This is a genomic window from Corynebacterium sp. LaCa78 (assembly GCF_046717505.1).
GTDB lineage: Bacteria > Actinomycetota > Actinomycetes > Mycobacteriales > Mycobacteriaceae > Corynebacterium.
Genome location: NZ_CP177112.1, coordinates 309,314 through 322,262, shown reverse-complemented (window position 1 = coordinate 322,262; position 12,949 = coordinate 309,314). Strand labels below are relative to the sequence as shown.

The 12,949-nt window shown below is 65.1% G+C and carries 12 protein-coding genes; 2 read left to right on the top strand and 10 right to left on the bottom strand.

Annotation, left to right across the window (positions count from 1 at the left end):
• The 4 genes from ACLI1O_RS01605 to hemL are packed head-to-tail and all read right to left on the bottom strand — an operon-like array spanning position 1 to position 3,377.
• Positions 1-804 (bottom strand): cytochrome c biogenesis CcdA family protein, encoded by an 804-nt coding sequence (locus ACLI1O_RS01605; RefSeq protein WP_239268810.1) that lies wholly within the window; start codon positions 802-804, stop codon positions 1-3.
• On the bottom strand, positions 805-1,422 hold the full coding sequence (locus ACLI1O_RS01600; RefSeq protein WP_239268812.1) for a TlpA disulfide reductase family protein: 618 nt from the start codon (positions 1,420-1,422) through the stop codon (positions 805-807).
• Entirely contained in the window at positions 1,422-2,030 is a 609-nt protein-coding gene (locus ACLI1O_RS01595) for a histidine phosphatase family protein (protein ID WP_239268816.1), read from the bottom strand. The genes ACLI1O_RS01600 and ACLI1O_RS01595 overlap by 1 nt, the downstream gene beginning before the upstream one ends.
• A gap of 36 nt (positions 2,031-2,066) precedes the next feature.
• Positions 2,067-3,377: a glutamate-1-semialdehyde 2,1-aminomutase gene (gene hemL / locus ACLI1O_RS01590; protein WP_239268818.1), complete on the bottom strand. Its 1,311-nt coding sequence runs from the start codon at positions 3,375-3,377 to the stop codon at positions 2,067-2,069.
• Between the two features lie 136 nt (positions 3,378-3,513).
• Between hemL and ACLI1O_RS01585 the strand changes: the two genes are divergently transcribed.
• Positions 3,514-4,353 carry an NAD(P)-dependent oxidoreductase gene (locus ACLI1O_RS01585; protein WP_284772085.1) on the top strand — a complete coding sequence of 280 codons (840 nt, stop codon included), beginning with the start codon at positions 3,514-3,516 and terminating at the stop codon, positions 4,351-4,353.
• Positions 4,354-4,468: 115 nt separating this feature from the next.
• Positions 4,469-5,509: an HNH endonuclease signature motif containing protein gene (locus ACLI1O_RS01580; RefSeq protein WP_411706913.1), complete on the top strand. Its 1,041-nt coding sequence runs from the start codon at positions 4,469-4,471 to the stop codon at positions 5,507-5,509.
• Between the two features lie 350 nt (positions 5,510-5,859).
• On the opposite strand, the gene ACLI1O_RS01575 is transcribed toward ACLI1O_RS01580, so the two are convergent.
• Genes ACLI1O_RS01575 through ACLI1O_RS01550 form a run of 6 tightly spaced genes read right to left on the bottom strand, consistent with a single transcriptional unit; the run spans position 5,860 to position 12,802 of the window.
• On the bottom strand, positions 5,860-7,242 hold the full coding sequence (locus ACLI1O_RS01575; RefSeq protein ID WP_411706912.1) for a protoporphyrinogen oxidase: 1,383 nt from the start codon (positions 7,240-7,242) through the stop codon (positions 5,860-5,862).
• Positions 7,243-8,277, bottom strand: coding sequence for a uroporphyrinogen decarboxylase (gene hemE, locus ACLI1O_RS01570; protein ID WP_284772082.1), 1,035 nt, complete (start codon positions 8,275-8,277; stop codon positions 7,243-7,245).
• Between the two features lie 51 nt (positions 8,278-8,328).
• Positions 8,329-8,883, bottom strand: coding sequence for a tellurium resistance protein TerC (locus ACLI1O_RS01565; RefSeq protein WP_284772081.1), 555 nt, complete (start codon positions 8,881-8,883; stop codon positions 8,329-8,331).
• The gene (locus ACLI1O_RS01560) at positions 8,880-10,058 is read right to left on the bottom strand and encodes a hypothetical protein (RefSeq protein ID WP_284772080.1); all 1,179 of its coding nucleotides are present in this window, start codon (positions 10,056-10,058) and stop codon (positions 8,880-8,882) included. Before ACLI1O_RS01560 ends, ACLI1O_RS01565 begins: the two co-directional genes overlap by 4 nt.
• Positions 10,059-10,067: 9 nt before the next feature.
• On the bottom strand, positions 10,068-11,051 hold the full coding sequence (gene hemB, locus ACLI1O_RS01555; RefSeq protein WP_284772079.1) for a porphobilinogen synthase: 984 nt from the start codon (positions 11,049-11,051) through the stop codon (positions 10,068-10,070).
• A gap of 29 nt (positions 11,052-11,080) precedes the next feature.
• Positions 11,081-12,802 (bottom strand): uroporphyrinogen-III synthase, encoded by a 1,722-nt coding sequence (locus ACLI1O_RS01550; RefSeq protein WP_284772078.1) that lies wholly within the window; start codon positions 12,800-12,802, stop codon positions 11,081-11,083.
• Positions 12,803-12,949: the final 147 nt, after the last annotated feature.

Here is a 12,949-nt window from a genome sequence, read left to right as displayed (position 1 = left end):
CTAAATGAGGGTTGCGCCGTAGTCCACGGTCCATTTCTGGATATAGGAAATAAACTCGCCCCACAGGCCGGTAATCAGGGCAACGCCCACGAGGATCATCGCCACGCCGCCAATAATCTGAATGGTGCGCGAGTGCTTGCGGGCCCACGAGATGGTGCGCATCGCCCGGGCGGATCCCAGCGCCACCAGCAGGAACGGCAGGCCAAGGCCCAGGCAATAGCCCACGATGAGCAGGGCGCCGCGGGCGGCGGTCACGCCTTCGGTACCGGCGGAAATGGACACAATCGCCGCCAGCGTGGGTCCCAGGCACGGCGTCCAGCCCAGCGCGAACACGCCGCCCAAAAGTGGCGCGCCCAGCCACGTGGTCCAGCGCTTTGGCGCCAAGCGCGTGTCTTTCTGCAGCGCCGGAATCGCGCCCAGGAAAACCACGCCCATCAAGATGGTGACGCCGCCGCCCACGCGCATCAGCGTATCGGCGTTGAGCGTGAGCGCGGAAATCGCGCCAAAGACCGAGACCGTCGCCAGCACAAAGACCACGGTAAAGCCCAAGATGAACAGCGCTGCCGCCAGCACGACGGCCCATTGCCTGCGCTTGCCGACGCCCACCCCCAGCTTCTCGTCATAGCTCACCTCACCGCCAACCACGCTGGCGAGGTACGAGATATAGCCGGGCACCAGCGGGATGACGCAGGGGCTGGCAAAGCTGACGAGACCCGCCAGAGCCGCGGCGAGGATGCCGAGGATCAACGGGCCGGAGGTGGCAGCTTCGGCAAACTGGCCGCCGATATTTGCTGCGTAATCCATTTATTCCTTTTCTAACTTATCCACAACATCCATCACGTCATCGGTAGTGATGGACCGCAAGAAAACGGTAGCCGGACGGTGTTGTTTATCCAAGACGATCGTGGTCGGCACCACGGACGTAGGCACGCCGCCGAGCGCCGCGGCCGTCTTAAACGGCGGGTCATAGATGGAGGGGTACTCCAGCCCGTTATCGTCCAAGAAGTCATTGGATACCTGCGGGTTATAGTCGCGCACGTTGATGCCTAAGACGGTACCCAGGTCGCGTTTTTGCAGCTCTGCGTGCACTGCCTGCAGGTCATCGGCCTCAGCGCGGCACGGCGCGCACCACTGGCCCCAGGAATTCAAGACCACGACTTCACCCTCGTAGTCATCCAAGGAAATGGTCTTATTCGTATCGCGGACATCGGCGCCGCTGAAACTGCGCAGCGGTTTCCTATCGGCTTCCTCGTAGTGGATTTCCCGCTCCCCGCCCGGGGAGATGAATTCGAATTCGCCGCCGGTGGCCACCGCGTTCTGCGCGTTCTCGGCGTCCTGCGTGCAGGCGGTCAAGGTCAGGGCGGTTATAGAAAGCGCGGCTGCCACAACGCGCGTTGCCGCACGGGTGCGTGTACGTGCCATTAAATCTCCTGCGCCGGCGAGGAGTAGAAGATATCGGTGACCTGGTTATCCTCAAAAAGCAGCGAGGTTACCGAGGCCAACGCGCACTCGCGGTTCCACGGCGCATGCGGCAGGCGCTGGCCCAGCACCGTGCGCTGCACCATCACGATGGGCAGCTGGTGACTCACCAGCACGGCTTCATGCCCCTCCGCCGCGGTATGCGCGCGGTCGACCGCACCGAGCATGCGCTCGGCGATGCCCTCATACGCCTCACCCCACGACGGCTCCAGCGGGTTGACCATCTTCGGCCAGTGCCGCGGGTTCCACAGCGCCGAGCGCAAACCCTTGGTGCGCAGGCCCTCGAATTGGTTACCGGACTCGATGAGCGTCTTATCGACGTCCACATTTAGCCCCGTCACCTGCGCAATCGGCCGCGCCGTTTCCTGCGCGCGCTGCAGCGGCGAGGCCGCCAAATAGGTCACATCATGATCGCGGAAGCTTTCCGCCGTCCGCGCGGCCATGGAACGCCCGCGCGAGGATAGGTGATAGCCCGGGATGCGCCCGTACAGGATCTTGCCCGGGTTGTGTACCTCGCCATGGCGCACGAGGTGAACGATGGTGCGTGTCATGTCTCTCCTTATTGAGCAGGCCTAGTTACGCAGGCCTTATTGTGCGGGACGCGCTGCGGCCGCGGCCTTCGCGGCAGGCTTGAGGGCGGCATCGATGCGCTCGAAGTCGGCATCGCCAAGAGCATCAGAGACGAACCAGGTCTCGAACGCGCTCGGTGCCACGTAGATGCCGTTTTCAAGCAGCGCGTGGAAGAACGGGGCAAAGCGGAAGTTCTCCGCGGCCTGCATATCCGCGAAGTTGCGGCCCTCGCCCTCTGCGAAGCGAATGGAGAACATGGATGCCGCGCGCTGAATGTGGTGCGCCACGCCCTCGGCCTCCAGCGCGGAAGAAATCATCGCGCCGAGCTGGTCGGCCTTTTCTTGCAGGCGGGGGTAGAGGGATTCATCGGCAAGCTGCAGCGACTTCAGGCCCGAGGCCATCGCCACCGGGTTACCGGACAAGGTGCCCGCCTGGTAGACCGGACCATCCGGCGCCAGGTAGTCCATGACCTCGGCGCGACCGCCAAAGGCCGCAGCCGGCAGGCCACCGGAAACCACCTTGCCAAAGGTCACCAGGTCCGCCGCCACGCCATCGACGCCGTACCAGCCCTTATAGGAGGTGCGGAAGCCGGTCATAACCTCGTCGAGGATGAGCAGGGCGCCATCGGCATGCGCGATTTCCTTCAGCGCCGCGTTGAAACCCTCATTCGGAGCCACGGTGCCCATATTGCCGGCAGAGGCCTCCGCAATGATGCAGGCAATCTGCCCCTCGTTCTCCGCGAAGGCCTCGCGCACCGCATCCAGATCGTTATAAGGAACGACGATGGTGTCCTTCGCCGTCGCACCCGTCACGCCCGGCGAATCCGGCAGGCCGAACGTCGCCACGCCCGAGCCTGCCGATGCCAACAGCGCATCCACGTGCCCGTGGTAGCAACCCTCAAACTTCAGCACCTTCGCGCGGCCGGTGTAACCGCGGGCCAAACGCACCGCCGACATGGTCGCCTCCGTGCCGGAGTTAACCATGCGCACCTTATCGGCCGCAGTGCGCTTGACGATTTCCTCCGCCAGCAGCGCCTCACCCTCCGTCGGCGTGCCGAAGCTCAGCCCGCCGGTGGCAGCCTGCTGCACGGCCTCGACGATTTCCGGGTGCGCATTGCCGTGGATCATCGGGCCGTAGGAGCTCACGAGGTCGACGTACTCATTGCCGTCGACATCCCACAGGCGCGATCCCTCGCCCCGCTCAATCACGCGGGCCTGGCCGCCCACGGAGCCGAAAGCGCGCACCGGCGAGTTCACCCCGCCCGGGATGACTTTGGAGGAACGCTCGAACCACTGTTGCGACTGGGAAGTATTAGGCATGTCTGTCATTCTAGCGACTCGCGCGCCATACAAAAGTTTGACTGTGCATGTCGGTGGAATTCACAGCAACCCGCCAACGTTCCCTGAGGTTCCGTGATACGTCATAGAAAACGGCATTCACGCTGAGATGGCACACTGGGGAGGTATGAAGATCGCATTTTTAGGAACCGGACGCATGGGCACCGAGCTTGCCCGCCACCTACTCTCTGAGCACGAGCTGACGGTGTGGAACCGCACCGCCGAGCGCGCGCAACCCCTCGTGGACGAGGGCGCGGCGCGCGCCGATACCCCCGCCGCGGCCATCGAGGGCGCCGAGGTCATCATCACCTCCCTCTTCGGCCCCGACCAGATCCGCGAGGTGATCATCGAGCCGCAGCTTATCCCCGAGGGCATTACCTGGATCGACACTACGACGGTCTCGCCTGACGATGCCCGCGAGTTCGCCGCCGCCGTCGACTCCTACGTCCACTCCCCCGTCGTGGGCTCGCTGGGCCCGGCGCGCGAGGGCAACCTGGGCGTTTATGTTGGCACGCCCGACGATGACCGCCGCGAGGTCGCCCTCGGCCTTGCCGAGGCCTGGGCCGGCGAAGAGAAGCTGATTGGGGTGGAAACGGCGGCGACGGCGGCCATCGGCAAGCTGCTGGCCAACCTTGCCCTAGCCGTGACCGCCGAAGGCCTGCTCGAGGCCCTGCAGCTCGGCGAGTCCGAGGGTCTCGATTCCGAGGTAATCCTGCAGATGCTCGACATCACTGGCCTGTCGTTCATGTCCAATATGAAAGGCCCGTTCATCACCGGCGAGCGCAATACCGACCCCGGCGATTTCACCGTCGACGCCCTGGCCAAGGACGCCAAGCTCATGGAGAAGACCTCCGATAAGCCCCTGCCCGCCGTGTCCGCCGCCATCGAGCGCTTCGCCGAGATGCAGGACATGGGCCACGGAAACCAGGACTTCTCATCCATCTTCGTTTTCCGCAATAAGGGCTAGTTATTCACATGTCGCGTCAACGAACCGCGGCTTTTTAGCGCCTTTGGGCCGAATTATCCACAGGCTGCGCCCGCGCGCCGCGCTTTAGTTGCGCTATCACCTTAAGCTGCGGGGCATGACAGCACTTCAGGCATACCTCGCGGCCCTGGCGCCCGGCATCGACATCGTCGCCGGGTGCGCAGGCATGTCCGCCCGCGAGCTGCGCGCGGCCGGTGCGCCGAATCGGACGGCGCGCACGCTGCTCACGCTTGCCGATGCCTTCTTCTCCCCCACCTCCTTTTCCCGGCAACAACGCCGCGCCGTGGCCGCCGCCCGCGAACGCGCCCACGCGCTGCCAATGCTCGAGGTCATCGAGCGCTACGCCACGCGCGCCAAGACCAAGCGCCAGGCGTGGCAGCTGAGGGTGGAGCTCTGCCGCACCGCCGCGGATACCGATGAGATGGAAAAGCTCGCGCGCAAGAAGCTGCGTGAGATTAATCCGCCCACCCCGCCGCGCCCCGGCGTCCGCATTCGCCGCCGCAAGGATGCGCCGTGGACGCTCGCGATTACTGGGCCCTCCGCCCTCATCGCTGACTTGGAGTCCAACCTGGACGAAGATGCGCCCTTAGACTCCGTCGCGGGCCTTTTCTCCGGCTCCGCCGCCCCGCGCCCCACGGTGACGACCAATGCGATCATCACGCTCGACGAGCTCGACCGCATCATCGATGGTGACGGCGAAGAAATCACCATCCAGCTCACCAACGGGGCGCGGCTGACCGGCGCCGAATTGGTCGCGCGCACCCTTTCCGAGCGCGGCCTTATCACCCTCGTGCATCCCTTCGAGGGCGCGGTGAACCTCTACCGCACCGAGCGCATGGCCAACGAGAAGCAGCGGCTCATGGCCGCCGCTGAAAACCCCGTCTGCCCGTGGCCGCGGTGCAACTATCCCGCGGATAAGTGCCAAATCCACCACCTCGAAGCCTGGCAGCACGGCGGCGATACCAATATGGCCAACCTCGCGGCCTGCTGCCCGTACCACAACGGCGTCAACGACGATGACCCGAATGCCCCACCTCGCCGCGGTCGCCTCACCCGCAGGCGCGGGCGGGTGGTGTGGCAACCGCCCTGGGCCGATGCCGTGCCCGATGCCGTGCCCGGCCCCAGCGCCGGAACCTAGTATTCGCACCTAGCGCCCAGGTCCCGCCGCCATTCTTGGGAGAGGGACAGGTCCTCGCACATGCCAATTATCTGCGCGCATGTCAGGTTTCCGCACGCGCGGAATCGGCCGCAAACGCCTGTTCAGGCAGCAGTAACCCTGCTGCCTGTTTAGGCATGCCCAAAACCGTCGCGCTCCAGCTCCGGACCGCGACACGGTTCAGGCGCGGGACCGCCGGCGATTCTTAACTACCGGCAGCGCCAGCCACCAACTTCGCTAGGTGCGACCGGCACCAGTTGCAGCCGGCGCTAGTTGCAGCCGAGGCCAGCTTCTGATGCTCGATGCGGGTCCCAGCCGCCCAGCCACGCGAGCTAGCTGCCAGCGATGCGGGCGGCGGCAGCGCGCGCATCCGCGATGACCGCAGGCACGCCCACGCCGCCGGCCCAGGCACCCGTGACGTCGACGCCTGGGGACTGGGATAAGGCATCGCGCACGGCGGCCACGGTGTCGAGGTGGGTGGAATCAAAGCGGGGCAGGCCGCCGAACCAGCGCTGTGTGAAGATTTCGGCAACGCCAGCCGCGCGGCCGTCGAAGCCGGTCAGGTGCTGCAGGTCATCGAGGGCGTAGTCCACGAGGTCGTCTTCCTCGGCGCGGACGATGGCGTCGTCGCCGAACCGGCCGAACGAGGCGCGCACCAACGCTCCGCCGCGCTCTGCCAGGTGGGGCCACTTGCGCGATGACAACGTAAACGCCTTTGCATGCACGTCATCTTGGTCGGTGGCGACGAGGATGCCGGAGTTTTGCGGCAGCGCGGTGCCGGAGGGATCGGTGTCGGATTCGAATTTGAGGCCCACGACTGCCGATGCCGCCAGCTTCACCCCCTTCAACCGCGTCGCCGCATCCGGAGCCACCTTGGGCAGCAGACGCGCGGCGGTCGGTGCTGGTGTAGCTACCAGCACGCGGTCGAAGGGCGCGGTATCGCCCGGCGCGCCGGTCAGGTGGAACTTATCGCCATTGCGCGTGATGCCAGAAATGAACGTGTCAACGAAAATCTTCGCGTCGGATTTTTCCGCCAGGGTCTCGTAAACCTCGGCGTAGCCACCGCGGAAGGTCTGGAAAACGGGCCCGGAACCGCTGGGGTTATCCGCACGGGCTTCCTCAAGGGAGCGCACGGCCGCAGAAAGGGTGACGGGGTGGGAGGCGGCGAGGGAATCGAGGGCATCGGCAAGCGTGGGGATGGTGGCGCGCAGGCCCAGGTCATCGGCGGTGCATGAGTACACCCCGCCCAGCAGCGCGGAAACCACGCGGTCCACCAGGTCGCCGCCGTATTGTTGACGCACCAACTCACCGACCGAAACGTCGCCGCCCACGGTCCACTCGAAGGGCTGCTCGTTATCGATGCGCCGCGCCGTCTCCTCCGAAACCAGGTGCGCGACCGGCGCGGAATGCGACGGAATGCCCATCACCCCGCCCTGCGGCAGGGCCTTGAGCTCCCCGCTGCAGACCAGCGAGCGCAAACCTGACGGGTCAACTAAACTGCCGGCAAGGCCGAGGGAGTGGAAGAACTCCACCGCATCGCGCCGCCGGGCGAGGAAGGCCTCGGCGCCCATGTCGGTGGGGCCGTCATTAAACGGCACGGAATACAGCTTGCCGCCAATGCGCCCGGCGGCCTCGAAAACCTCGACGTCGTGATCACGCAGTTCGTAGGCGGCGGTAAGGCCGGCGAGGCCGGCACCGATGATGGCAATACGCATTTAGCCCTCCTCGTGAATGATGGATACGGCGCGGGTGATGGCCTCCGCGTCGGTGGTGGGCAGCACCCCGTGCCCAAGGTTCCAGATGTGGGTGTCGATATCGCCGCGCTGCTGGGCGCGCTCCACCTCGCCGCGGATGGTGCGCACGGCCTGGCGCACGGCATCGTCGCCGGCAAAAAGCAGCGCCGGGTCGAGGTTGCCCTGCAGCACGCGCGAGTTCACGCGCTGGGCGGCGGCGTCCATGGCCACGCGGTAGTCCACGCCCATGACCTCGGAGCCGGCTTCGGACATCGCCTGTAGCAGCTCCCCGGTGCCCACGCCGAAGTGGATGCGCGGAATATCGACGCTGGCGAGGATTTCCTGCGAATATGGCAGCACGAACTCGCGGTAGTCACGCTCGTTGAGGTAGCCGGCCCAGGAATCGAAAAGCTGCATGGCGTCGATGCCGGCATCGACCTGCACCCGCAGGAAATTAATGATGGTGGGCACGAGCCGGCGCATGAGCATGTGCCACGTCTCGGGCTCGGCGTGCATGAGCGCCTTGGTGCGCTCGTGGTTCTTGGACGGCCCGCCCTCAATGAGGTAGCTGGCCAGGGTAAATGGCGCGCCGACGAACCCGATGAGCGCTTGGGTCTCGGTAAGCTCGCCGAGGATGCCCGCAATGCCTTGGGCGACTTCGGGCACGTCGGTATCAAGGATAGGCAGCTTGCCGATGTCCCCCTTCTCCCTCACCGCCTTCTCCATCACCGGCCCGCGGCCGGGCACGATGTCGACGTTGACGCCGGCGGCCTTGAGCGGGACGACGATATCGGAGAAGAGGATGGCCGCGTCCACGTCGTGGCGGCGCACCGGTTGCAGGGTGATTTCTGCGAGGAGTTCCGGCATGAAGCAAGAGTCCAGCATGCTGATGCCCTCGCGGGCGGCGCGGTACTCCGGCAGGGAGCGACCAGCTTGACGCATCAACCACACTGGCGGGCGGGAGGGGGTGCGGCCGAGGGCGGCATCGATAATGGGGGCGCGGTTAAGTCGAGACATACCCCTCATTATGAATCAAAAGTTGGAGCAGGGGCTAATTTGCCGCGCACGTCAGTCGCGCCCGTGGAGGCTGCGGTGGGCGATAAACCGGTTGGACTGGGGCCGGAAGAGCAGAACCACCGCGATTAGCAGCGTCACGGCGATAATCAGCAGGCCAAGCCCGCCAATGCCAAGCGCTAGGGCCGCGATATTGAAGAAGAGGGCAATCGCAATGACGACGGAGATAATACGGCGCGCCCACTTCGATCCGTTGGCGAGTTGCGCGGAAAAGAGCGCCAGAAGGATCGCGCCGATGATATTAAATACCGAGACGAATAGGCGGTTCGACCGCACGTACTCGGCGATGCGCGAATCCGAAGGCTCCATCTGCTCGCCGCCTCCGCCGAAGATGCCGACCATGCCGCTGACCAGCATGATGACGGCTGCAACAACGAGAACCCAATACGCCCACTGGAGCGGGCGCGGCCACACGGACAAGTCTTGATCCTGGGTGGTGTGCTGCACAGGGCGGTTATAGTCACGGGGCCCCGGGCGATGATTCTTATCCGCAGAACCGCCGTTCCGATCATCATCGCGCCGGCCGTGGCCGGGGAACATGCTGGTCATCGGTTGGCCTTGTGGTCATCGCCCCTGTTTTGGGAGCCGGAATTCCGCGGAGGCTGATTGCGACCGACTTTATCTTTGGGGTCCTTTTGCTTGGCGTCCTTCTCTTGGGCGTCTTTCTCCTTGGCCTCCTGCTTTTCGCGCTTCTCGCGCTCTTTATCCCGGCGCGCCTGTTCGAGTTCCTTTTCCAGCTCGCGCATTTGCTCCAGCTCGCCGGTGTAGTCGAGGGTCTCGGGCTTTATGGAGAAAATAAGACCTAATACGGCGGCGACGCCGACCAGGATTTGCACCATGCCGTCGGAGGCGAAGAGCCAGTCGGGGACGTCGGCACCCGCGGGCGTGACCATGAAGGTCAGCAGGATGCGGAAGCCAAAGTAAATGGAAAAGGCGAACCAGATGCGGCGCGAGGTGCCCGCGCGTTTTGATGGCCCCGCCAGCGACTTCAGCAAAAACAGCAGCAGCACCAGCACGCCGACGGCAATGGCAGCCGACAGCGCCACCGATCCATAGGCGGCCATTTCGATAAAGGAATCCGATACTTCCTCGCCGTCTTCGCCACCCGAGGTGCTTTCGACCATTTGCTTGGCCTGCGCCATGAGCACATCGTGGTTGAGCAGGGTCAGCACCACGTTGAGGATCTGGTGAACTGTCTCGCCGACGACGACGCCCAGCCATAGCCACAGCATGTAGACCACGGTCTCGGGGCGCTTGGAACCGCCCTTCGCGTCCTTGCCGCCCTGCCGGCCGCCGCCAGTTTGATTCGGACTCGGCTTCCCCTGCTGGCCGCGCGGTTTGCCGGGCTCCGGCTTGGGCCGCGATTCTCGTTGAGGCTCACGCTGCTTATCGCGCTGCGGCCCCGGGGTTCCGGGTTGTTGCCCCTGCTGGCCACGCGGATCCCCGGGCTGTGCCCCTGGAGCGCCCGGTTGCGGCTCCTGTTGACCGTGCTGTGGTCGCGGGTCGCCTGGCTGTGGGCCTGGGTTGCCCGGCTGTGGCTCCTTCTTGCCTAGCAGATCTCCAGGCTGCGCCCCCGGGTCACCCGGTTGTGGGCTCGGGGTGCCGGGGTGCGGCTCCTGCTGGCCGCGCGGGTCGCCCGGCTGCTGCGGCCCCAGGTCTCCCGGCTGCTGCGGCGAAGGCGGCGAAGCGGGCGGCGGCGTCGGACGAGAAGAAGGCTGTGTCACAAAAATCCTTTACTTGAGCAGGCGTGCGGCTTCGGTGGCGAAGTACGTCAGGATCTGGTCGGCACCGGCACGCTTGAAGGCGGTAAGAGACTCGAGCATGATGGCCTCGCCATCGACCCAGCCGTTGGCGGCGCCGGCCTTGATCATCGCGTACTCGCCAGAGACTTGGTACACGGCGACGGGTACCGAGGAAGTCTCCGCGATTGCGGACAAGACATCCAAATACGGCAAGCCCGGCTTGACCATGACGAAGTCGGCGCCCTCCTCGATATCGAGCTCGGCCTCCAGCAGGGATTCGCGGAAGTTGCGCGGGTCTTGCTGGTAGGTGCGGCGGTCTCCCTCAAGGGAGGAACCGACGGCCTCGCGGAACGGTCCGAAGAAGGCGGAGGCGTACTTCGCGGAGTAGGCCATGATGGAGACGTCGTCGCGCCCGGCCTCATCGAGATCGGCGCGGATGGCGGCAACCTGGCCGTCCATCATGCCAGACGGCGAAATGATCTGAGCGCCGGCTTCGGCCTGGGAGCGGGCCATCTTTTGGTAGAGCTGGACGGATTCATCGTTAAGCACGCGGCCCTGGTCATCGAGGACACCGCAGTGCCCGTGCGAGGTGAACTCGTCGAGGCAGGTATCGGCCATGATGATGAGGTCATCGCCAAATTCCTCGCGCAGGGCGGCGATGCCGCGGTTCAAAATGCCGTCGGGATTCCAGGCCACGGAGCCGGTGGCGTCCTTGTCCTTGTCCAGCGGCACGCCGAACAGATCCACGCAGGTAACCCCGGCCTCGAGGGCCTCCTCGGTCGCGCGGCGCAGCGAGTCAAAAGTGTGCTGGTACACGCCGGGCATGGAAGAAATCTCATTCGGCTCATCGAGGCCGTCTGCGATAAACATCGGCAGAATTAAGTCCGATGGACGCAGCGTGGTTTCGGCGACGAGGTTGCGCATCTGCGGCGTGGAGCGCAGGCGACGGGGGCGGCGGGCAGGAAATGAGCTCATTGGGTACTCCTTAGAGCGAGACTAAAAACTTACGCCTTCTCGACCTTAGTAGTCTTCTTGCGAGCGCGACGCTTCTTGCGGGGCGCGGGCAGGTTACCGGCGGCGCGGAGGGCGGCGACGTGGCTGGCGAGGGCATCGACAAGCGCGGGCACGTCCGCAACATCCGGCACGACATCAACGCGCAGGCCCAGCTCTTCTGCTGCTGCGCTTGCCGATGGCCCGATGCACGCAATGATCGTCCGTTGGTGCGGCTTGCCGGCGATGCCCACCAGGTTGCGCACGGTGGAACCGGAGGTAAAGGCCACGGCGTCGAAGCCGCCGGTCTTGATCATGTCGCGGATTTCTGCCGAGGGCGGGGCGGCGCGCACGGTGCGGTAGGCCACGACGTCGTCGACGTCCCACTGGAGGGCTTGGAGGCCATCGACAAGCGTATCGGCGGCGATATCGGTGCGCGGCAGGAGAACGCGGCTGACGGCGTCGATGTCCTCGACGTAATTGGGAAAAACCTCGAGCAGCCCTTCGGCGTTTTGCTTCTTCTTGTGCGGCAAAAGCTCCGGCACCATGCCCTTGGCGCGGATGGCATCGGCGGTCTTGGTGCCCACGGCGGCAAGATGCACGCCGGCAAAATCGCGCGCATCCAGGCCGAGCTGGGAAATCTTATCCCACACGGCGGTCACGGCGTTGACGGAGGTAAAGACGATCCACTTGTAGCGGCCCTCGACGATGCCCTTGATGGCGCGGTCCATCTGCGCCGGGTTGCGCGGCGGCTCGATGGAAATCGTCGGCACGTTCTGCGGGATGGCGCCGTAGCCGGCCAGGCGCGCGGACATGGGCCCGGCCTGTTCCTTGGTGCGCGGAACTAGCACGCGCCAACCGTAGAGCGGGCGGTTTTCCCACCACGAGTATTTGGTGCGGTCATCGATGCTGCGGCCGAGCGTCACCACCAGCGGGCCGGACAGGTCCGCGTCCAGCTTGGGGATGGTCCCCAGCGTCGTCTCGTACGTGCGCTGCAGACGCGTGGTGCCGTGGACGGTCACAAATGCCTCGGTTTCCGCCGGCATGCCGCGCTGCTGCAGCTCGGTGGAAATCTCCGCCAAGTCTTCCTTGGTGGCCTGCAAGACGATGGGCTGGGTGGCATTGGCGAGCGCGTCCCAGTCGGCGCCATCGGTGACATCGGCCTCTGTGTACGTCGAGCCCAAGGCTAGCCCGGCAAAAGACGGCACGGTTGAGGGCAGGGACATGCCCGGCACGACCTGGAACTCCAGGCCGGCGGAAGCCACGGCGTTGATCTCGGCCTTGATGGATTCGCGGTTGAGCGGGTTGCCGGTCACGAGGCGGATGACATCCTCGCCATCGGCCTCGGCAAGGCACTCGCGCAGCTGGCTCACGATGTCCTCGCCCGGTGCATAGATAACCGCGGCGGTCGGCGCCGGCGGGCGGGGCGGCTTGCGGCGCGCGCCCTTGGCCTTGGCATCGGCGCACATCTGCGCGTATTCCTCTTCCGCGGCGTCGAGCAGCTCTTGCGGGACGGGCAGCGCGGTGGCGACGGCATCGCGCACGCCCTGCATGACCTGCGGATCGGCCACGGCGATAGCGTTATTGGCCAGAACTTCGCGGGCGCGGACGGTCAGCAGGTCTGGGTTTCCCGGACCAGCGCCCACGAAGACGATCTTGCCCAACTGGGTGTCTGACACAGCATTGCTCATAAAGTTCTTTTCTAGATCTGGGCCCGCGGCACCGCACACGGACATGATCGCCTGCAGTGTTTCTCCCCGCGCCGTCGGTGGGTATCAAGGTCATAACGGCCAAAATCCCAGGCGCGACGTCCTGGGATGCCCTTAAAGGGGGCCGGGTATCATTGCAAAAAATGATCTATGGTATCTACACCTTAAATTATT

Bases quoted from the DNA above. Each gene is read 5' to 3' on its own strand.
- ACLI1O_RS01605 (WP_239268810.1), bottom strand. From the start codon at position 804: ATGGATTACGCAGCAAATATCGGCGGCCAGTTTGCCGAAGCTGCCACC.
- ACLI1O_RS01600 (WP_239268812.1), bottom strand. From the start codon at position 1,422: ATGGCACGTACACGCACCCGTGCGGCAACGCGCGTTGTGGCAGCCGCG.
- ACLI1O_RS01595 (WP_239268816.1), bottom strand. From the start codon at position 2,030: ATGACACGCACCATCGTTCACCTCGTGCGCCATGGCGAGGTACACAAC.
- hemL (WP_239268818.1), bottom strand. From the start codon at position 3,377: ATGACAGACATGCCTAATACTTCCCAGTCGCAACAGTGGTTCGAGCGT.
- ACLI1O_RS01585 (WP_284772085.1), top strand. From the start codon at position 3,514: ATGAAGATCGCATTTTTAGGAACCGGACGCATGGGCACCGAGCTTGCC.
- ACLI1O_RS01580 (WP_411706913.1), top strand. From the start codon at position 4,469: ATGACAGCACTTCAGGCATACCTCGCGGCCCTGGCGCCCGGCATCGAC.
- ACLI1O_RS01575 (WP_411706912.1), bottom strand. From the start codon at position 7,242: ATGCGTATTGCCATCATCGGTGCCGGCCTCGCCGGCCTTACCGCCGCC.
- hemE (WP_284772082.1), bottom strand. From the start codon at position 8,277: ATGTCTCGACTTAACCGCGCCCCCATTATCGATGCCGCCCTCGGCCGC.
- ACLI1O_RS01565 (WP_284772081.1), bottom strand. From the start codon at position 8,883: ATGACCAGCATGTTCCCCGGCCACGGCCGGCGCGATGATGATCGGAAC.
- hemB (WP_284772079.1), bottom strand. From the start codon at position 11,051: ATGAGCTCATTTCCTGCCCGCCGCCCCCGTCGCCTGCGCTCCACGCCG.
- ACLI1O_RS01550 (WP_284772078.1), bottom strand. From the start codon at position 12,802: ATGTCCGTGTGCGGTGCCGCGGGCCCAGATCTAGAAAAGAACTTTATG.